This window comes from Roseivirga sp. UBA838 (assembly GCF_002296035.1).
In the GTDB taxonomy this organism is placed as follows: Bacteria; Bacteroidota; Bacteroidia; order Cytophagales; family Cyclobacteriaceae; genus Roseivirga; species Roseivirga thermotolerans.
This window is the reverse complement of record NZ_DBHC01000042.1, coordinates 216,251-237,089: the sequence shown is the minus strand read 5'-3', so window position 1 is coordinate 237,089 and position 20,839 is coordinate 216,251. Positions and strand designations below refer to the sequence as shown.

20 protein-coding genes are annotated in these 20,839 nt (G+C 43.3%); 10 read left to right on the top strand and 10 right to left on the bottom strand.

Annotation, left to right across the window (positions count from 1 at the left end; all coding sequences use genetic code 11):
• Nucleotides 1-121 precede the first annotated feature (121 nt).
• The 6 genes from B3O12_RS16120 (at nt 122) to B3O12_RS16095 (ending at nt 5,275) form a co-directional block, all read left to right on the top strand.
• Entirely contained in the window at nt 122-901 is a 780-nt protein-coding gene (locus B3O12_RS16120; protein ID WP_189631145.1) for a tRNA pseudouridine(38-40) synthase TruA, read from the top strand.
• Between the two features lies 1 nt (nt 902).
• Entirely contained in the window at nt 903-1,331 is a 429-nt protein-coding gene (locus B3O12_RS16115; protein ID WP_286757058.1) for a DUF5946 family protein, read from the top strand.
• Nucleotides 1,332-1,386: 55 nt separating this feature from the next.
• The gene (locus B3O12_RS16110; protein WP_286757057.1) at nt 1,387-2,628 is read left to right on the top strand and encodes a TCR/Tet family MFS transporter; all 1,242 of its coding nucleotides are present in this window, start codon (nt 1,387-1,389) and stop codon (nt 2,626-2,628) included.
• 61 nt (nt 2,629-2,689) lie between these two features.
• Entirely contained in the window at nt 2,690-3,562 is an 873-nt protein-coding gene (locus tag B3O12_RS16105; RefSeq protein WP_286757056.1) for a dimethylarginine dimethylaminohydrolase family protein, read from the top strand.
• Nucleotides 3,563-3,694: 132 nt separating this feature from the next.
• On the top strand, nt 3,695-4,735 hold the full coding sequence (locus B3O12_RS16100; RefSeq protein ID WP_286757055.1) for a helix-turn-helix domain-containing protein: 1,041 nt from the start codon (nt 3,695-3,697) through the stop codon (nt 4,733-4,735).
• Between the two features lie 36 nt (nt 4,736-4,771).
• Nucleotides 4,772-5,275: a hypothetical protein gene (locus tag B3O12_RS16095; protein ID WP_286757054.1), complete on the top strand. Its 504-nt coding sequence runs from the start codon at nt 4,772-4,774 to the stop codon at nt 5,273-5,275.
• A gap of 75 nt (nt 5,276-5,350) precedes the next feature.
• Here the strand turns inward: B3O12_RS16095 and B3O12_RS16090 are convergent, their stop codons facing one another.
• The 3 genes from B3O12_RS16090 to B3O12_RS16080 form a co-directional block, all read right to left on the bottom strand.
• Entirely contained in the window at nt 5,351-7,414 is a 2,064-nt protein-coding gene (locus tag B3O12_RS16090; protein ID WP_189631139.1) for an OmpA family protein, read from the bottom strand.
• Nucleotides 7,415-7,537: 123 nt separating this feature from the next.
• Nucleotides 7,538-8,509 (bottom strand): ABC transporter ATP-binding protein, encoded by a 972-nt coding sequence (locus tag B3O12_RS16085; protein WP_286757053.1) that lies wholly within the window; start codon nt 8,507-8,509, stop codon nt 7,538-7,540.
• Nucleotides 8,510-8,589: 80 nt separating this feature from the next.
• The gene (locus B3O12_RS16080; protein ID WP_286757052.1) at nt 8,590-9,756 is read right to left on the bottom strand and encodes a PQQ-dependent sugar dehydrogenase; all 1,167 of its coding nucleotides are present in this window, start codon (nt 9,754-9,756) and stop codon (nt 8,590-8,592) included.
• 141 nt (nt 9,757-9,897) lie between these two features.
• On the opposite strand from B3O12_RS16080, the gene B3O12_RS16075 reads away from it, so the two are divergent.
• Nucleotides 9,898-11,817 carry an ABC-F family ATP-binding cassette domain-containing protein gene (locus B3O12_RS16075; protein ID WP_189631136.1) on the top strand — a complete coding sequence of 640 codons (1,920 nt, stop codon included), beginning with the start codon at nt 9,898-9,900 and terminating at the stop codon, nt 11,815-11,817.
• Here the strand turns inward: B3O12_RS16075 and B3O12_RS16070 are convergent.
• Together B3O12_RS16070 and B3O12_RS16065 are read right to left on the bottom strand one after the other, a co-directional pair.
• Nucleotides 11,814-13,127: a hypothetical protein gene (locus tag B3O12_RS16070; protein ID WP_286757050.1), complete on the bottom strand. Its 1,314-nt coding sequence runs from the start codon at nt 13,125-13,127 to the stop codon at nt 11,814-11,816. The genes B3O12_RS16075 and B3O12_RS16070 overlap by 4 nt on opposite strands.
• A complete protein-coding gene (locus B3O12_RS16065; RefSeq protein ID WP_189631134.1) occupies nt 13,127-13,681 on the bottom strand; it encodes an RNA polymerase sigma factor in 555 nt (184 codons plus the stop codon). Before B3O12_RS16065 ends, B3O12_RS16070 begins: the two co-directional genes overlap by 1 nt.
• Nucleotides 13,682-13,855: 174 nt before the next feature.
• Between B3O12_RS16065 and B3O12_RS16060 the strand changes: the two genes are divergently transcribed.
• On the top strand, nt 13,856-15,043 hold the full coding sequence (locus tag B3O12_RS16060; protein ID WP_286757048.1) for a type IX secretion system plug protein domain-containing protein: 1,188 nt from the start codon (nt 13,856-13,858) through the stop codon (nt 15,041-15,043).
• On the opposite strand, the gene B3O12_RS16055 is transcribed toward B3O12_RS16060, so the two are convergent.
• The 3 genes from B3O12_RS16055 to B3O12_RS16045 all read right to left on the bottom strand — a co-directional run bounded on the left by B3O12_RS16055 (nt 15,033) and on the right by B3O12_RS16045 (nt 17,533).
• Nucleotides 15,033-15,851, bottom strand: a complete 819-nt coding sequence (locus B3O12_RS16055) for a CRISPR-associated endoribonuclease Cas6 (RefSeq protein WP_189631132.1) — start codon at nt 15,849-15,851, stop codon at nt 15,033-15,035. The two genes, B3O12_RS16060 and B3O12_RS16055, sit on opposite strands and share 11 nt — an antisense overlap.
• 130 nt (nt 15,852-15,981) lie before the next feature.
• Nucleotides 15,982-17,079, bottom strand: a complete 1,098-nt coding sequence (gene ychF, locus B3O12_RS16050) for a redox-regulated ATPase YchF (RefSeq protein WP_286743695.1) — start codon at nt 17,077-17,079, stop codon at nt 15,982-15,984.
• 121 nt (nt 17,080-17,200) lie between these two features.
• On the bottom strand, nt 17,201-17,533 hold the full coding sequence (locus B3O12_RS16045) for a DUF3276 family protein (RefSeq protein WP_189631130.1): 333 nt from the start codon (nt 17,531-17,533) through the stop codon (nt 17,201-17,203).
• Between the two features lie 165 nt (nt 17,534-17,698).
• On the opposite strand from B3O12_RS16045, the gene B3O12_RS16040 reads away from it, so the two are divergent.
• Nucleotides 17,699-18,604, top strand: a complete 906-nt coding sequence (locus B3O12_RS16040; protein WP_286743698.1) for a DUF58 domain-containing protein — start codon at nt 17,699-17,701, stop codon at nt 18,602-18,604.
• Between the two features lie 22 nt (nt 18,605-18,626).
• Nucleotides 18,627-19,334 carry a hypothetical protein gene (locus B3O12_RS16035; protein WP_286757047.1) on the top strand — a complete coding sequence of 236 codons (708 nt, stop codon included), beginning with the start codon at nt 18,627-18,629 and terminating at the stop codon, nt 19,332-19,334.
• Between the two features lie 54 nt (nt 19,335-19,388).
• Here the strand turns inward: B3O12_RS16035 and B3O12_RS16030 are convergent, their stop codons facing one another.
• Together B3O12_RS16030 and B3O12_RS16025 are read right to left on the bottom strand one after the other, a co-directional pair.
• Nucleotides 19,389-20,267, bottom strand: a complete 879-nt coding sequence (locus B3O12_RS16030) for a mechanosensitive ion channel family protein (protein ID WP_286757046.1) — start codon at nt 20,265-20,267, stop codon at nt 19,389-19,391.
• Between the two features lie 218 nt (nt 20,268-20,485).
• Entirely contained in the window at nt 20,486-20,830 is a 345-nt protein-coding gene (locus tag B3O12_RS16025) for a 4Fe-4S binding protein (RefSeq protein WP_189631126.1), read from the bottom strand.
• Between the last annotated feature and the right edge of the window lie 9 nt (nt 20,831-20,839).

Below are 20,839 nucleotides of genomic sequence, written 5' to 3'. Positions count from 1 at the left end.
TTTGGCTTATTGGCCGGGGTTCGGTTAAAGTACTGGGGCACTCTTGCCCATTTTACCAAAAACTCTTTAGGGGTTTTGTAAAGAGCAGTACTTTTGCCGAACCCTTGTTAATTATACAGCAATGAAAGCCAGTTACTTTTATCTGGTGCATATTCAGTACCTCGGATACCGCTTCCATGGATGGGCCAAACAGCCCAACGTTAAAACCATACATTACATGATAGACCGTACCCTTACGTTCATTATGGAAAACAGATGGTTTAAAACATTGGGAGCCAGCCGAACCGATGCTATGGTTTCTTCCAACCACGGAATCTTCGAATTATTTCTAACCGAGCCTATCGAAGATGAATCTGCCTTTCTTGAGCTGTTTAACAAACACTTACCACCCGATATTAAAGTGCTGGCTATAGAAGAAACAGACAGGCACTTTAACATCATTAAAACCCCCAAGCAAAAGGAATATATCTACCTGTTTGCCTTCGGACAAAAAGCACACCCCTTCTCCTCTCCTTTTCTCTATACCTTCCCCGATGCACTGGATCTGGAATTGATGGCTGAGGGTGCTAAAATGTATGAAGGAGAACATGAGTTTAAGGCCTACACTAAAAAGCCAAAAAGTGAAACTAAAACTGTACGCACTATTGACAGCGCTGAAATAGTAGACAACACTTTTCTCACCGCCAACTTCTTTCCATCCCCTTCCTATGCCTTCAGAGTATGTGGCAAGGGCTTTATGCGCAATCAAATTCGCTACATGATGGGGCAACTGATACGCTTGGGTACGCACGAAACAGACCTGGAAGCTCATCGAAAAACCTTGCAACCGGGCTTTGATCAGCACCTCAGTCTGGTAGCTCCCTCTTCAGGCCTTATTCTTAACAATATTAAGTTTGCCTGATATGCCCAACGAAGAAGATCTTTTTCATGAACTCTCGTTTTACACCCTGACGCACCCCAACCAGGCATATTTTATCCATCAGCATATAGTAGATGCTTTTGCCGTTCAACACACCAATGAATCAACCAAAACCATAAAATTGGTTTACGGTTTATTGGGTTTGTGCCTGTATCTGGAGCATGGGTTTACAGGTAAAGAAGTGCAGAATGTCCACGTATTTTTAAGCAAAGACAAAAGCAATTGGCCACAGTTAATGCTGCCAAAATCGAAAGTGAACTTTTCTGTGAGCGAAATTTTAAAGGTAAAAGAAGGAAAAGAAAGAGATGCCGCCATTAGAAAGTGGTGTGAAACCATCTGGAAAAATCACCGGCAAAACCATGCAGCCATAACGGAATGGTTGGTAACTAGAAAAGTACTTTCTCCTTCCTAAAGCCCACCTTCTCATTAATTGAATTCAAAGCTGTAAATTCACCCTTTCGTTTTTTATGACCAGACAACGTACACCCGCTCTCGGATTCATTTTTGCAGTTGTTCTCATCGATATCATCGGCTTGGGGTTGGTTATCCCTATTTTCCCTGATTTGTTTAAAGAACTGGGCAACCTGACATATGGTGAAGCTTCAAGGGTGGGTACTCGGCTGGTAACTGTATATGCCTTAATGCAATTCATTTGTGCTCCCATTCTCGGCAGTTTGAGTGATAAGTATGGCCGGAGACCGGTATTGCTAATTGCCTTATTCGGCCTTGGAATAGACTACTTGTTCCTGGCCATGGCTCCTACCATATTGTTGTTCTTTGTGGGGCGATTTATAGCTGGCATTTGTGGAGCAAGTTTTACTACCGCTTATGCCTATATGGCCGATATCAGTCCACCCGAAAAGCGAGCTCGAAATTACGGATTACTGGGAGCTGCTTTTGCTTTGGGTTTTATTATCGGCCCGGCCATAGGCGGGTATCTCGGCAGCTATGGACTACGTACCCCCTTCTTTGTGGCAGCCGGTCTTACACTCATTAATTTTCTCTATGGCCTCTTTATACTCCCCGAATCGCTGCCAAAAGAAGAAAGAAGAGCCTTTAACTGGAAACGGGCTAACCCTTTGGGGTCGCTCCGGCAGCTAAAAAAGAACCGCATCGTTTTTGGTTTTGCTCTTGCTCTGTTTTTCTTATACATAGCCTCACACTCCGTACAATCTACCTGGTCTTATTTTGGAGCTGAACTGTTTGATTGGGAAAGCAGCGACATAGGCTTTTCACTGAGTGTGGTGGGCGTATTAGTCGCCATTGTTCAGGCTGGCCTCATAGGCAACTTAACTCTAAAATTGGGATACAAGAAAACCGTGCACCTGGGTTTATTTTTTACATGTGCCGGATTGGCCCTCTTTGCTATCACTACAACCACTACCATGCTCTATGGCTTTCTAATTGTCTACGTATTGGGAGGTTTGGCCGGGCCAACCATTCAGGCCTTTATGTCTAATCAAGTACCCCGTAACGAACAGGGAGAACTACAGGGAGGAATCACCAGTCTGATGAGTCTTGCAGCCATCTTTGGGCCTTCCATGATGGGCGAAACCTTCTATTATTTTACCAAACCAGATTATTACTTTCCCGGAGCGGCCTTTGCTCTGGGTGCATTGTTCGCTCTGATTTGCTGGCTATTAGCTTCTCGCGTACTTAAGCAAGCCAAAGAACCAAAGACTGACAAGCCATCGGCCGAATCAGTTTAAATGGCCTAAAGGTTGGTCTGAGGAGGCTACTTGAGTAAATTAGCAGCAAAAAAGGACAACATTGAATTACATACCACTCAATATCACCAGCGAAACAGCCCAACTAAAAACCGTTATTTTGGGCATTGGCACCGACCAGGGAGAGCCTTATGAGATTAATCCGGTAGCCAAAATGCATAAGCAACAAGGCACTTACCCCAAACCGGAAGATATTGAGGAGGAAATAAATGAGGCAAAACTGGCTCTGGAGAAAGCCGGTGTGGAAGTGCTTCAGCCAGACAATCTAAAAGAGAAGAAACAAATTTTCACCCGGGATATTGGTTTTGTGATTGACGACAGATTTGTGATCGCCAATATGAAAGAACCACTTCGGCAGGGAGAAATCAAAGGCATTGAACGTATTATGAGCCAGTTCAACCCCGAAAAAATAGTACGGATACCGGATGGTGCCACTATAGAAGGGGGCGATGTTCTGGTTCACGGAAACCATGTCTTTGTTGGCATTAGTAAGCGCACAAACAGAAAAGGATTTGACTACCTGAAAGATCAGTTTCCTAACAAAACCTTTCATGCACTGGAGCTTGTTGTGAGTGACGACCCCAAAGTAAATATTCTGCACCTGGACTGTGCTTTTCAGCCAGTGGGTGAAAAGTATGCTATTTTTTATGAAGAGGGCTTTGTACACAAACCCGAAATAATCTACGACCTGTTTGGCACAGATAACCTTATCCGCATCGACCAGGAAGAGAAGAACCTCATGTTCCCTAATATTTTCTCCATTGGACCAAACGATGTGTTAATAGAGAAAGGTTTTACCAGGCTCATCGCTGAACTCGAAGCCCGGGGTATCACATGCCATAAAGTGAAATACTTTGAAACCTCAAAGTTGAGCGGTTTGCTACGCTGCTCCACCCTTCCTCTGGTGAGGGTCTGAGCATAATTGCTCATTTATAATTACCTTAAACATTGGCTTGAACAGGTAACTTGGCCAAAGGTCGGACTCAATGCCATGAGCTTTCTGACATTAGCTCCAACTGCCAGGTCATAAATTAAGGTTATGTATACTATGCCCACTCTTTGGTTGGTATTATTTAGCGCTACCCTGTGCCAGGGAACCGTGCTCGGACTGGCACTGGTTGTAAAAAGCCGTAAGTCCAATAGTTACCATTGGTTAGGAGCCTTTGTACTTTGCTTCACTCTCTTGTTAGGCTACTACTTGCTGTTTTGGTTGAAAGTTACCCCGAAACTACCTACATGGCTGGGGCTTCTTCAGTACCTGACCTTATTGTTAGGACCGTTGTTATGGATGCACTTATCGGCTCAAAGTCAGTTAAAACAAAAAACTCAATGGCTTCACTTTTTACCTTTTATTCTCGCCTGTCTGTTGTTTTTGGTCTTTGCTGGCTCATCATTATGGCCCATAATGGGATTGGCACTTATTGCTTTGCAACTTCTTCAGAACCTGAGCTACAGCATTGCAATACTGCAAACTTACAAACCGAAGAACAGTGTTTATGGCTACTTGTTCCTGATATACTCTATTAGCTTTTCTATCTATTACCTATTGGTATGGACGGGCCGGCTTGTACCGGCCTATGACTATGCCGTTTCACTCAGCATGGCCATTTGCGTCTATTACATAGGGTATCAGTTTATTCAACTCCCTGCTGAACAGCGTCAAACTATTGAAAAGTATGAACACTCGGGACTCTCAGTTACCATGCGCGAGCAGCTCATAAAAAGACTTGATGAACACATGCAAAACAACTCTCCTTACTTAGATGGCCACCTGAAGCTCTCCGACCTGGCCGAATCTTTAAACTTAAGTGCCCACCACCTCTCAGAAGCAGTGAACACCATGAAGCAACAAAACTTCAACGACTATGTTAATACCTGGCGAATAGCCAAGGCCAAGCAATTGATTAAGGATTGCTATTTACAAAACCGAAATGAAAAGCTTCTGGCCATTGCCCTGGAAAGCGGCTTCAATAATAAAACCAGCTTTCTCAATGCCTTTAAAAAACATGAGGGTATATCTCCCTCTCTTTATCGCGAAAGAATAGGCAAGGCACAAAACAGGGAAAATATGATCGGATTTGCCGAATAAAACCCTCAAAGGCCCTATAATGGGCTTAAAAAAAGCATGAAAAAACTCATCATCATTCTCAGCCTGGCTGTGTCTGCTTTTGTGGCTGAAGCCCAAAATATAGATGCTTCTACATTCGATTTTTGGGAAGGCACCTGGGAACTCCATTGGACCGATGCCAACGGTCAGGCCGGTAGTGGCACCAACGTGATCAACAGAATATCCGGAGGCAAAGTGTTGCACGAAAATTTTTCGGCCACCAAAGGCCAATTGGCAGGCTTTCAGGGTACCAGCATTTCTGTGTTTAACCCCAATACTTCCACCTGGCATCAGACGTGGATGGACAATCAGGGTGGTAATCTGATTTTCACAGGCTCTGTGGAAGGTGATCGCAAAATTTTCAGCACCGCCTCCCAAACCATTAATGGCCAAACCACGCAATCAAGGATGGTCTTTTACAATTTCACTGAAGATTCCTTTACCTGGGACTGGGAAAGAACCACCGATGGAGGCAAAACCTGGACGCTCAACTGGCGGATATTCTATAAGCGTATTAAGTAAATAAAAAGAGAGGCTGTCTTTCCCGCCTATTCAAGCGTTTCAGACAGCCTCTCCATGAATCAATATAAGCAAAGACTAGTAGTCTACTCTATTTCCATCTTCATCAATAAAGTAAAGTTCTACCCTTCTGTTAAATGCCCTACCCTGTACTGTACGGTTAGAGGCCACAGGAATATCTTCACTAAAGGTTTTGGTCTCTAGCTGCTCCGGGTTCACTCCTTTATTGATAAGGTAATTGTATACTTCTGTGTACCTTCTTCGGCCAAGAGCTACGTTATATGGGTTGGTACCATAGGCATCCGTATGACCGGCTACCATTATTCTAAGGTCTCTTCTTCGTACCAATAGCTCAGCCGCCTCATCCAGTCGTTTAAAGAATTCCGACTTGATGTTATGTTTATCGAAGTCGAAGTAAACCATTGGTAGCTCAATGTTCTCAGGCGTAACAGCCGGAGGCAATGCTTCGGTTTTTTCTTCTACTACCGGTGGGTCTGGCACAACGGGGTCTTCGGCTATCACTTCAACTATCGGCTCTTCCTCTTCTTCTACCACAGGCTGAACTCCTTCGGTAGAAACCGGAGGTACAGGAACGTTGGTTGGATCCAGGTCAAAGCTGTTGATCATTTTTACATAAATCTCTTTCTCTACCCTGTCGCATCCAATATAAAAGTCTTGCTCTACATCAAATTCGTCTCTAAACAACACGCGAATAGCATGCTCCTTTTCGTAGAGTACCTCATCGTCTTTAGAAACGCTAAGCGTAAAGTCTCGCTCAATAGGCATTACCATTTTATACACTCCGTATTCGTCAGTGGTAGTGGTTAGCTCGTCACCATCTTCAGTCGTTACCTTTATTTCCGCATAGGCTACAGGCGTTTCGTTATCACAGTCGAGCAGTTTGCCCTGAAGTTGTGACTTGTTGAACATGATGATTCGGTAAATATCTACCTGTCCGTAGCCATCCGGGCGACTGGACGACAGATATGCGTTCTTACCGTAAAGTGTAAAGAAGGTGTCATCGTTAGGTAGGTTAATTGGGGCTCCCATGTTTTGGGGCTCAGAAAACTTACCCGTGGCGCTATCTAAACGAGTGGAAAAAATATCATACCCTCCCATGGAGTCGTGTCCTTGGGAAGAAAAGTAAAGGGTTCCATCCTCGGCCACAAAGGGAGCGTCTTCACGCTCAGGCGTATTAAGTTCTTCTATAAAATAAGGCTTGGTCCATGAGCCATCGGCATTCTTATGCACAATATATAGGTCAGAGTTTTCATCGTCATTGCCAAAGCTCGAGGCATAAATCATTGAGTTTCCGTTGTTATACAGAAAGGCATGAGAGTCCCACTTATTGGTGTTGATGGGCAATGGCTGCCGCTTACCCCAAGTACCATCGGCCTGTCGGTACGAAATGTAAAGGTCTTCATCCAGAAAGGTGAGCAAAGTACTGTCGCCATTTGTCAGCTGCACCGGTGCTTCATTGGCATCTCTGGCCGAGAAGCCATCTAAGGGGCGGTCTTTCTTCCACTTGTCCAAGTCGTCCATTTCAGCAGTCATCACCATCTCGTAGTTTTCACCATCATCGGCAATTTTACCGAGTCCGTCTCTTCTGGCCGTAAAGTAAATTCCCATTTGATTGGCCGTAACCACCTGAGAGTATTCGTTACCCTCTGTGTTTACATTAGGCCCCAGATTTTTAATGATAATGTCTTTTGGGTTGGACAAATACTTTCTGGCATTCTGAATTTTATTAAAAAGTGCATACCAATCAGCCTGATCAGCATCTTCCAACGAATTTACATTCAGTCTGCGCAGAGTTCTTTCTGCATCGTCTACTCGCTCGGCTACCAGATAGGCCTCGGCATAAGGAATCCAAAAGTAAGGGAGCTCTTCTGCCAATGGCAAGGCTTCTTTAAAGAGCTCAAAGGCCTTGTCCATGCGATAGCGCTTGGTATGACAAATACCAGCCAGCCACATGGCTTCATAATTTTTCTTTTTCTTGGCTAATATGGGTTCTAACTCTTGTAGAGCCACCTCCCAGTCTTCTTCAGCCATAGCTCCATACACTTTGTTCAGGTTTTGTGCCTGAAGACTCGCTATTCCGATAAGGCTGAAAATCATTAAGGTCAATAATGATCGTTTCATATTAAGGTCTGATAGTTGAATACAAAAATAACGACAGGTCAGTCGCAACGTTGATGGTAGTCGAGGATGTTCATTGCTGAACATAAGGCCAAGATATTAAAAATCTTTCATATATCGTTTAAATCAAGAAAAATGTAGTACACATGATTGGTCTATACGGAGTGCTATTTTTTGGCCTGTTTTTAACGTATGACTATGATACAGTGATAGATTGGTGTCGCCACTCTGAGCTGTAACCAAATACCTTGACCCCAAAAAACGACAGCTTTGTACCATTGCCGTTATAGACAAAGCCTGAGAAGCTCCTTCAACATGTACATGTACATCTTCCGCCCGAACAAAGGTATTTTTCTTATTCATCAGGGCAGAAACATTATTTACCCTCCCAAAAAACTGTGCTATGGCTAAGGTAGCAGGATGACGATAAATAACTTTAGGAGAGTCCATTTGTAAGAGCTTACCGTCTTCCAGATAGGCTATTCTATCGGCTATTAGCAAAGCATCCTGAACATCGTGACTCACCAATATAAGACCTATACCTTCTTTGCGCACAATGTCCGTCAGTTCCAAAAGGAGATCTTGTTTAATGATGGGGTCCAAATTGCTGAAAGGCTCATCCATTACCAGCAGTTCAGGATCATCGGCCAATGCCCTGGCCAAAGAGAGCCTTTGTTGTTGTCCGCCACTCAGTTCATGAGGCATTTTAGAAGCCAGGCTCACCAGCCCACACATTTCGAGCAACTCATTGGTTCGCTCTTGCTGAAACTGCCCGGTAAAATGTAACAGCTTGTAGCGCACATTTTCGGCAACAGTCATATTGGGCTTTACCTGAAAATCCTGAAAAACCATTTTAATTTTATCGTGGCCGGCAATCAACTGCTCTTCAGGATCTTTGAGCGGTTCGCCACGAAATACAATAGTGCCCGAATCGGGCTTAGCGAGCCCTGCAATCATACGCAGCAAAGTGCTTTTCCCGGACCCACTTCTACCAACAATAGCCAGCACTTCTTGTCCGCTCATTTCAAACGAAACATCTACCACAGCACCTAAACTTTCGCCAGGGTATTTTTTATGAAGATGCGTTATTTTGAGCATTTTAAGGGCAATAGAAAAGGCCGACCCAAAACTAATTATTCTTTCGAGACGGCCTTTCCAATTCTTTTACTTTAACCGGTCTATTGCTTGTAGGTGATTCTATAGATGCAATGATTAATGTCGTCTGAAACCAAAAGTGAGCCATCGGGCATTTCCAGCACATCTACCGGCTTGCCCCATCCCTGGTTCTTTTCTTTGTCAAGCCAGCCATCAGCAAAGATTTCGCTCTTTACCACTTTGTCGTTTTCGATTTGTACAAATCGCAATTGATATCCGATATGGCCGGCTTCCTGAGACCTGTTCCACGAACCGTGCTGGGCGACAATCAGATTGTTCTTGTATTGGGAAGGGAACATATTTCCTTGATAAAACCGGAGCCCAAGCGGAGCACTATGAGGTTCAAACTTATAGGCCGGTTCTTTGAACTGACTACGCGGAAACTTCTTACCAAACTCCGGATCGGGAATATCGCCCTGATGCCAAAAAGGAAAGCCAAAATGAATGCCTTCTTGCGGAGCATGGTTTAGTTCGCAGGCCGGTATATCGTCACCGAGCATATCTCTACCATTATCGGTAAACCACATTTCTCCGGTTTGTGGATGCCAGGTAAAACCTACGGTGTTTCTTACTCCTCTGGCATAAATTTCCATACCAGAACCATCAGGGTTCATCCGGGTAATAGTCGCATATACAGGGTTTTCATCTTCTTTGTCGCAAACATTGCAAGGAGCCCCTACAGGCACATACAACTTGCCATCAGGGCCAAAGGCAATGAATTTCCAGCCATGGTGACCATCGGTAGGGTATTCATCATAAATCACCTCCGACTTAGGCTGATTAAGGTTATTTATAATATCAGGGAATCGATGTATTCGGTTAATTTCCGCCACATATAAATCACCGTCTTTGTATGCCACTCCATTGGGCGAGTTCCAGCCGGTTACTATGGTATCTATCTTGTCTGGCACCATGTCACCATTGGTATCGGTTAGGGCATATACATTCTTCCTTCTCCGGTTGCTCACAAAGACGGTCCGTCCATCTTCGGTGCGCGCCAACGAGCGGGCGTCTACTATATTTTTGGCATAATAAGATATCTCAAAACCTTCGGGCAGGTTAATTCGCTTCAGCCTTTCGGCATATTCATTGTCAGTCTTGGTTTGAGCCTGGCCATTGCAACTTAGTAGCAGCAATAAGCAAAACGTGGCCAAAGCACTTGAACTAGGGTTAATAAAGGTACGTTTCATGGTTCACAATTTACAAAACTGTGTTCATACATAAATCATTGTTTTTATGAGTTGCTTAAATATTGAGTGAGCCGTGGCAGGTCTTTGAGTATTTTATTACCCTGCTGTTTGTTTTCTTCTACTGAAAGCTAATTTTGCGCCATGATTGCCATTAACAACCTTTCTTATTACATAGGAGACCGTCCTTTATACGATTCGGCCAACCTACACATTAAACCAAATGACAGAATTGGCCTGATTGGGTTGAATGGCAAGGGAAAATCTACTTTACTGCGCTTAATCATTGGCGACTACCAGCCCACAGCCGGAGAAATTACCAAGAGCAAAGAGTGCACCATTGGTTTCCTCAATCAGGATCTGTTGTCGTACCAGAGTGACGACAGTATTCTGAGTATTGCTATGGAGGCATTTGAGGAAGCAAACAAACTCCAGCGTAGAATAGACCAGTTGCTTCATCAAATGGAGGTGAACTATGAAGACCAGCTGGTGGAAAAGCTTGCTAAAGCTCAGGAGCAGTTTGAAGCTCTAGGAGGGTACTCTATGCAATCGGAAGCTGAGGCCATTTTAGAAGGCATTGGATTTAAAACCGAAGACTTAAAAAGACCTTTACGCGAATTTTCCGGTGGCTGGCGCATGCGGGTAATGTTGGCAAAGTTACTGCTTCAAAAGCCATCGCTGCTAATGCTCGATGAACCAACCAACCACCTGGACTTACCCTCTATTCAGTGGATTGAGAACTACCTCCGAACCTATGAGGGAGCCATTATTGTGGTATCACACGACAGGTATTTTCTTGACAATGTGGTGACCTCTATCGTAGAGGTTTCCGGCTTTAAACTCACGCAGTATAGCGGCAATTATTCCTTCTATCTGGAAGAAAAAGCGCAGCGCGAGGAGATACAGAAAAACGCCTACGAAAATCAGCAAGCACAAATAAGGCAAACCGAACGATTCATTGAGCGCTTTAGGGCTAAATCTTCAAAGGCCCGCCAGGTACAATCGCGGGTAAAGGCACTGGAACGAATGGACCTGATCGAAGACGTGGTAGATGAAAACATTACCATGAACTTTCAGTTTGGCTTTAAGCAAAAATCGGGACGCTTTATTGTTGAGCTAAACAACATATCTAAGAGTTATGGCGATTTGCAAATACTCAAAAACACCACAGCTCAGGTAGAGCGTGGAGATAAAATTGCGCTCATAGGTGCCAATGGTAAGGGAAAGTCTACCCTGCTGAGAATTATTGCCGGCACAGAAAAAATTGAAGGTCAAAGACAAGAGGGCTATAATGTAAACACTGCCTTTTATGCTCAACACCAGCTGGAATCTCTGAACATTGAAAATGAGATCATACAGGAACTGCAACAAGCCGGATCGAATAAGTCTGAAAGAGAATTGAGAGGCATACTAGGTTGTTTTCTTTTCCAGAACGAAGAAGTATTTAAAAAGATAAAAGTACTTTCTGGTGGAGAAAAGTCGCGGGTGGCTCTGGCCAAAACCCTGCTTTCTGAAGCCAACTTTCTGATGATGGATGAGCCGACCAACCACCTAGATTTCCTATCGGTTAACATTCTCATTCAAGCCCTACAGCAATATGAAGGTACGTTTGTTATTGTATCGCACGACCGCCACTTTATTTCTCAGATAGCCAATAAAATCTGGTATATAGAAGATGAGCAAATAAAGGTTTATCCGGGCACCTACGAGGAGTACGAATACTGGATGTCTCAAAGAGTTAAAGCCGAAAGCACACCAACCACTCAATCATCGGCCAAAACAGAAAAGCCTAAAACCTCAAATAAAAAGGTAAGGAACAACGAAGACGAACAACAACTGAAGAAGCTAAAGCAAAACCTGGCAGACAAAGAAGCTCAAATAGAACAACTAGAACAACAGGTAGAAGCCATTGAAGGAGAAATGGCTCTTCCGGAAGTATTCGAAAACCAGGAAGTACTAGCCGAAAAAACGGATAAGCACCAAGCGCTGAAAACATCGCTGCAGAAAGTGCAGCAAGAATGGGAATCGCTTTACCTTGAAATAGAGGCTCAGGAAGCCGATTAGGGTTTTCGGTTGAGGTAATAATTGATTCCAAGGCCAAAACCAAACACCGAAGCTTGCCGGTCTTGTGGGCTTACAGGTACAAAGTATCGATAGTGAACATCGGCTCCCACTCCAAACTGCTCGTTTATGCGATAATTTAAACCAAGTCCTGCCATGCCACTCAGGTTCCATTCACTAATGAAATCGGCCCGGCTCAGGTCTGCCTTACGAACCGAAAGAAAATTCAGGTCACCTTTCACTTTATAGTCGAAGAAGTAGTCCACTCCTACCCCTGCGAGCAAAGAAACATCGAAGCCATTCCACTGAACCACTTTGTAGCTTAACGTTGGCAATACAGAAATACCCTGCAGTGTATTGGTAAGGTTGTAGTTACCGGTGAAGTTTACATTATCCGGGTCGTAACCCAATGGTAGGTAAATGGGCAAAGACTTCCCGTTTTCTATGGAATAGGCATTGGAGGTACTACTCACTTTAAACTGACTATACCTAACCAGAGCACCCAAGGCAAGCTTTTCACTGAGATCATAAGACAGGCCGAATCCTGCACTTATGGCACCTATAGCCCGCTCTGAGCTATTGATTACATCGGAACGAAGGGATGCAACATTGGCATCTTCAATATTAAAAGCAGCCAGGTGACTACTTTCCGACTCAATATTTAAACTATTGTTACCCACATGGCCCGAGAGTATCTGCTGTCTTGCATAATTTTCCGGCTCTATTTCTACACCGGCAATAAGCTCAGAAAGCGGCCGGGTGCTTACACCCAGGTCTTTCATCCACAAAGCTCTGGTGGTTGCCAAACTAGCTCTGTATGCCTTTGGAGTAGCCATTAATACTTCTGGTAAAAAGAACTGCTCTTCCTTAGGTACACTTTCAACTTCCGTTAAATTGGAGTAATCAGCAACCAGCCTCTCTCTGTTGCGAGCTGCTACTTCTGCTCTACTGTCGCTATTTTCTGTGTCTTGCGCCTTGGGCAAGCTGGTTTTTAAATCAGCTGCGAGACCGGTACCTGCTCCACTATTTAAATCATTTTCCTGTGGTTCGTTCTTGGCAGATATATCTTCTTTTTGGCTCAGCTCCTTGGGCGTTTCAGCATTGACCACGGGACTCTCTCCCTGGTTGTATATAAAACCGGCAATAGCAAACAAGGCTATAGCTGCGGCAACTCCATAGGTCTGCCACATGAAGAATATACCTCTCTTTTTCTTTTGCTGAAGCGCCTTTTCTACCCCGGCCCACACCTGTTCTGAGGGTTGAAATTCAACCCCATCAAACATATCCTTCAGATCGTTTTCAAAACTGCCCATTACATCGACACATTTGAGTTTATCACTGTATTGGCCTCTTCTATCATCACTTTCAGCAGAGCTCTTGCTCTGGCATACTGCGATTTGGAAGTGCCTTCGGTTATTTCCATCATTTCGGCTATCTCTTTGTGCCCATAGCCTTCAATGGCAAAAAGGTTGAATACTGTTCTACAACCTACCGGTAACTTCTGCATCATGGCCATTATTTCAGTAAAGTGTAAATGCGAAATCACCAGTTCTTTCTCTACATGAAGCGGGGTTTTGTCTATATCGAGCATTGGCTGTTGATACAGCTTCTTGCGGTTGTGGTTAATGGCGGTGTTCACTACTATACGCCTTAGCCAGGTAGAAAACTGTGCTTCGTGCCTAAACGATTCAAGACTATTGAAGATCTTTATAAAGGCATCTTGAAGAATATCTTCAGCATCAGCCTGCGATTTGGCATAACGCATAGCAACAGGCATAAGTCTGGCCGCATAGCGATCGTAAAGTTCGCGTTGCGCCTTAACTTCTCCTTTAATGCACCTATTGATTAATTCTATATCCTGAATCATTAACCTTCAAGAAGATCCCCTCTTCTCGCCTTTAGACACTGTGGTATTAAAATTGGTTGTAAGAGCAATAATTAATCCTAATTTCGTTTGCTTCAACAAATGTCTTTAAAGTCTGTGAGATTTCTCTTCCTTGTGTTCGTCTTCTGCAGCCAGGGGCTTTGGGCTCAACAAAATTTGCAATACAATAACCATACTTATGACACCAACATAAGAACGGTGAGGCTAAACCCGGCAGGAAATAATGTGCAAAGCAGCATTGCCCCACCCGTAACTAAAGTTGGGCAATCGAACCTGATGTTGAGCTTTGACGACTTAAAAGAAGATGCCGATTATTACTACGTCTACTTTGTACACTGCAACGCTAATTGGGAATCTTCTAATCTAAGACCCAACATGTTTCTGAAAAACTACAATGAATTCGAAATTACAGACTTTGAATTCAGCCAGGAGGCTAAGCAACAATATGTAAATTACACGTTTACAATACCTGCTTTCGAAATATCGGGCAACTATCTGGCAGTGGTATACCGAAACCGAAACAAAAAAGACCTTGTACTCAGCCAGCGCTTTTATGTATATGAAGAAAATACTGCCGTAGGAATTTCTGTTCAACGATCCACTGAGCAAATCCACCGGGTGAACAACCAACGCATAGAGGTCTCCCTCAACTATGCCGGATTAAAGGCTGTAGACCCAAGAGAACAGTTTAAAATAGTGGTTCGGCAAAACCAACGACCAGACTTAACCCGCTACGAACTACCACCAACTTTTATCGATGAGAACGCTCAGTTTATAAGGTATCAGGGGCTAGACGAGGTATTCGATTTTCCCGGTACCAACGAATTCAGAGCCTTCGATCTGAGCACCACCACTTTTACAGGAAGAAGGGTTGACGAAATTTATATGAGTAACAGGCGTGTGGTGGCTCAATTGAGAACAGACGCCCCTTTGGCCGACACCTACCTGCAAAATCTGGACATTAATGGCCAGTACTACATACGCGATGTGGAGGGACAACCGGGAGGTATAAGTGCAGAATATGTTTACACCAACTTTAGGCTTAAGATTCCTAAATCCGATGAAAAAGTCTACGTAGTGGGCGCCTTTAATAACTGGCAAAAAAACAGTGCATCGCTCATGAAATACAACGAAGTTGAGGAGGCATATGAAGCCGAAATATTACTGAAGCAAGGATGGTATAATTACTCCTATATCCAAGAAGGAGCTAATCCATTCGGAATAGACGGTTCTTTCTTTGAAACCGAAAACCTTTACGAAGTCTTTGTTTATTTTTCACCCATGGGCGGCCGTGGCGACCGCCTGGTGGGTTATTCGCAGCTGGGCTACAACACTAGGCGGTAGCTGTTGGGGCGTTTTTCTGAAAATGATACTTCTCGGTACGCTCCAATGGATCGGCATTGGCCAAATCGAGCATTCCAAAGCCTTTGTAGGTATAGTTGCCCAGGCCACAACTGAATATAAATTCCTGCACCTCTTTTTCGGCATATAGTTTAAAAGGCAAGGTATATCCGCGCACCTCATATTTGACATCATTTTCAAAAACCGAATAGATACGCGCAAACTTCTTTTCTTTGGCCTTCATTCTTTCAATATAATCCATATCTGGCACTACCTGAAAGCGTTTGAAGCGCTCAAAATCTTTGGTAGAGTAGTTGCCGGTACGCTCTAGCCTCTGAAGGGTAGACTCATAGAGCAGATCTGAAAACTCATCGGTTTCGGGCATAATAAAGCGCTTGGAGCGCTCGTCATTAAACCTCGCCTTAAACGGAACTATGGGTGATATACAAATGAACTTGCTTTCTCCAGTCAGTTCTATTGGTTTTTCCAGCTCCGTAAACAACGGAAGCACCTGTAAATTACCAAGTTCTATTACCTCAAACTCAAAGATTTGTTCCAGAAGGTAGTCTAAAAACTCCTGCTCGGAAGCAGAAATGACCAACGTTACAAAGTTGGAATAATAATGCAGCCCATTGCGCGAAACTTTAGTTTGACCTTTCAGTCCTGAAAAATTGAAAAATTCGTAATGAATAAATTTTTCTTTCCCTCCTTTTACCAACACTCCTTTTAAGAATTGGGCTAATATGTGTTGATGATGAAACGGAAGGTAAGCTCCACGGTTTTTAAGTTTAAAAATTACCCTGACTCTCACGACACTCTACTTTAAAATACAAAACTTTCCAAGCCTAATGCATTGACATGCAACCGGTATGACCATAACTCAATGGCCTATAGGATTGTTCAGTCTGAACGAAAAAAATAAAGTGATTTATACGATCGGCCTACACATTGAAGCGGAAATGCATAATATCTCCGTCTTTCACAATGTAGTCTTTACCTTCTACCGCCATTTTACCGGCTTCTTTTACGGCCACCTCGGTTTTATACTGCTGATAGTCAGCCAGCTTAATAACCTCAGCGCGAATAAAGCCCTTCTCAAAGTCGGTATGAATAACTCCGGCAGCCTGAGGGGCCTTCCAGCCTTTGGTAATAGTCCATGCCCTTACCTCTTTCTCTCCTGCAGTAAAATAGGTAATCAGGTTTAGCAGAGAATAAGAAGCCTTAATAAGTTTATTGAGCCCCGACTCCTTCAAGCCATATTCTTCCAAAAACATGGCCTTTTCATCGGCATCTTCCAATTCTGCAATTTGAGACTCTATAGAAGCTGAAATAAGGAGCACCTCTGCGCTTTCGTCTTTCACCGCATTTTTTAGTGCTTCTACATGTTCGTTTCCGGTATGGATAGATGCTTCTTCTACATTGGCTACGTAAATAACAGGCTTAATAGTGAGCAAAGAAAGGTCTTTAACGGCAGCCAACTCATCGGCATCGGCTTCTACTGCACGTGCATTGGCACCTCCTTCTAAAGCAGCCTTAAATTTCTCAAGACCAACCAGCTCTTTCTTGGCTTTAGCATCGCCCGACTTAGCAATTTTAATCAGTCGTTGAATTTTCTTATCAATGGACTCAAGATCCTTGAGCTGTAACTCGGTATCAATAACCTCTTTATCGAAAACAGGGTCTACATTACCAGCCACATGGACTACATTATCATCTTTGAAGCAGCGGACCACATGAATAATAGCATCTACTTCTCTTATGTTGGCTAAAAACTTGTTGCCCAGCCCCTCTCCTTTACTGGCACCTTTCACCAGCCCGGCAATGTCCACAAATTCAATTACCGTAGGCAGTACTTTTTGCGGGTTCACAAGCTCTTTCAAGATTTCCAGTCGCTCATCGGGCACGGTTACTACCCCAACATTGGGTTCTATAGTACAAAATGGAAAGTTGGCCGCTTCGGCCTTTGCACTTGACAGCGCATTAAATAAGGTTGATTTACCTACGTTGGGAAGCCCAACAATTCCACATTTTAAACCCATAACTGTCTAAAGAATTGCTTGTTTTTAAATGAGCGGCAAAGATAGCAATTAATACAATCTGCACTGAATGGGCCAATAAAAAAGGGGCCGTAGCCCCTTAATTTCTTTGCATGAAGATGTATTAGTCCCAGCTGAGTTCGCTGTCATGATCTGTTTCTCCGTTAACGCTGAGCTCTTCTCTGTCGAATTGAGAAAAGTCTACATCAGGAAGCAATTCTTCTTTTACGTGACTTACAGCCTCATTCAGTGCTTCTACGAACTTCCCAAAATCTTCCTTATAGAGGAATATTTTATGTTTTTCATAGCTAAACCCATCATCTTTAAATTTTCTTTTGCTTTCCGTGATGGTCAAGTAGTAGTCGTTTGATCGAGTGGCCTTGATGTCAAAAAAATACGTTCTTTTTCCTGCCCTTACCCTCTTTGAAAAAATCTCATTCCTGTCCTTATCTTCCACTTCTCAAAGTATTTAGTCTTGGTTTCAGTTGATTTTCGAAAAATAGCTGTCCTAATATAAACCAATATTAGCTACTATTGCAAACACCGTAAAAATAAAAAGCGCAACCCATTTGTGATTCTTATGGTAAATTAAACCTTTGGCATACACGGCAAAACAGAGTTTATGCAGTTTTCATTAGAAGATATTAAGCATCTTGGTAATATAGAATTACTGGCAAGGCAGATGGTTGAGGGCTTTATTACAGGCTTGCACAAATCGCCATATCATGGGTTTTCGGTAGAATTTGCCGAGCACAGACTGTACAACACCGGGGAAAGTACCCGCCACATAGACTGGAAGTTGTATGCCAAAACGGACAGACTCTATACCAAACGTTATGAAGAAGAGACTAACCTGCGGTGCCAGTTAGTCATCGATCAGTCTTCTTCCATGTATTACCCGGAGACCAACTTTGGCAAAATGCGATTTAGCGTTTTGGCATCGGCCGCACTCACCTACCTGCTACACAAGCAGCGCGATGCTGTTGGGTTGCATACTTTTAGCAGTCAGTTGGAACTGGAAACTCCCGTCAAGTCATCGGCCTCTCATGTGCATAAACTCTTTTTAATGCTCAACGAATTGTTGAACAAGCCAAAAACCGAAAAACGGACTAACGTTGCGGCCATCTTAAATCAATTGGCTCAGAAAATTCACAGACGTTCGCTCGTGGTTATTTTTAGTGATATGTTCGACAATGAGGCCAATGAAGAGGAACTAATGGCCGCGCTGCAACACCTTAAACATAGAAAGCATGAAGTTCTGCTTTTTCACGTAACAGACCATAGAACTGAGTTGGATTTTGACTTTGAAGACCGCCCCTATGAGTTTATCGATGCAGAGACTAGTGAAAGAGTTAAACTTAACCCGGCTTCCATCAAAAAGGCTTTCCGTGAGCAAATGGACAACTATTACCATGAACTTTATCTCAAATGTGCCAAACTAAAAATTGACCTGATCACAGCCGACATCAATCAGGGATTTGACCAGATACTTAAAGCTTACTTGATAAAGCGTCAAAAAATGACTTGAATAGAATACCAATATTTAGCACATGAAAAACACACTAATACTGTTCTCCATAATTCTTCTATTGATTGCCTGCAATACTCCCTATTCAATCTCTGAATGGCAAAAAGTGCTTAAAGATAAAGGTGATGCCAAAATAGAGTTGGTAATAGAAAGTAAAAACCACTCTACCTCAAAATCGTCTGGTACAGCTGATGGAGAGTTTTTATTTCAACGACTTGGTAATTTAAAAGAAGTGGTGGAATCTTTTAATCCTGAGAAAGTGGTGGTAATTGAGAGTATACCTGATCGCTATCACTTCAACCTGAAGGTGACCAATTACCCCTCAGCCCAAATTTCTGACTTAAGCGAAGATATTTTGAATTTCATGGCTGAAAAAGCCGATTTTAAGTGGAAGATTGAAAACAGAAAACAATCGTTTTATAGTCTTGCAGTGTCGGACAGTTGTCTTCTACATCAGGCGAAAAACGTACACCCGGGAATTGATCAATTATCTTCTACACACCCCAAAAGAGTGAGGTTTATTGGTAGCCTGGATAACTTCATCTTATTTCTCGAAAAAATAGTCGATACACCAATCAGGGGGGATGTGCCCAAATTAGACTTTAAATTAGACATAGAATTACCAAACGGAGACACGGAGGCTTTATTACTTGCGCTCAAAAACACGTATGGCCTCACTCTGACCCCGGAAACCGGCCTAAACGAAGCCATCGTAATAACCTCAAACTAGAGGCAACGGAGCAGTTTACGTTATCACTAAATTTCAATACATACCGGTTGGGACTTATTTGGTCAGAGTTACTTCCAGGCTACTTCCTGCCAACGAAACCTTGCCCCCACTCTGAAGAATAGCCTTGTGTACCTTTTCGTAGATGAGGTTTTTGGTGGTTCTTCTCTTTTTAAAATCTACCACATAACGAAGGGTGTAGGTGCTCCAATTTTCATCGAAAGAGAAAGTAATCATTGGAGGAATTTGGGCCTTCTCCACATAAAGCTGCCCGGTTAGTTTATCCCACGAGGCCTGTGAGTCACGACTAAAATCACCCACCACCTCATCGAGTATTTGATTCAGCACACCTTTAAAATATTCTTGATCGCTATCAGTACGCACCGGAATTTTAATCTCGTCCCACAAAAAGGGAAAATCTCCCGAATAGTTGTAAACCGGCTCCTTGAATAAATAGCTATTGGTCAATCGCACCATTTTTCCATTGTAAAGATCACCATCTACCCAGTCGCCAATCTCCATAAGTGTAGTGCGCAATACGCCAATATCTACTACATCTCCCTTCACTCCCCCCATTTGTACGCGGTCTCCTACTTTGAAATATTTACCGGAAAGAATGACCAAAAAGCCTGCAATACTCATTATTACTTCTTGAAGGGCAAAGGCAATACCTGCTCCGGCCAAACCTACAGCCAGTGTAATGTTAGAAAGCTTGTAATTGAAAATGAGCATGCCACTGAGGGCAAAAACAACATAACCCAATAGGGTTACCAGTTTTTTAGCCTGATAGCGCGTACTCTTATCGCTTACATAGCGTGAAAGTACTCGTTTAAGAAACCTTGCCACCAGCATAACCAGGATAAAGGCTACCAGCAGCAACAAAAAGCGTTTTGCAAGAGGCTCCGAAAGCCAATTCGTAAGTTGAGACACTTCCATAGCCATAAGTTATAAAGAATTGCGAGTCTTAATAATAAAACCGGATTACTTACTTAAGTCGCATAGCGTATGATTCGACATGCTGTCACCGTTGGTAAAGGCACCGCTTGTCGCTCAAGTGGCCTAATTACATCTATATATGATTAAATAAAGTAGACCTATACGAAAAAAGGCCTCTGTTGAGGCCTTTTTTTGATGCTTTCATAATGAGTTTGGTACTACACGTGTAGCCATTCTTTCTTGGCTTCCAGCTCTTCCTGGGTTTCTCTGTAATCAGGGTCATCCACACAACAATCTACCGGACACACAGCTGCACACTGTGGTTCCTCGTGGAATCCGGTACATTCTGTACACTTGCCTGATACGATATAATAAAACTCATCTGAAATGGGCTCTTGTGGTTCGTTGGCGTCTACCACAGTGCCATCTTCCATTTCTACCTCTTTCAGGTCAGTTCCTCCGGCCCAGGTCCACTCCATTCCTCCTTCATATATCGCTGTATTGGGGCATTCAGGTTCGCATGCACCGCAGTTAATGCATTCGTCTGTAATCATTATGGCCATAGTGCTCTA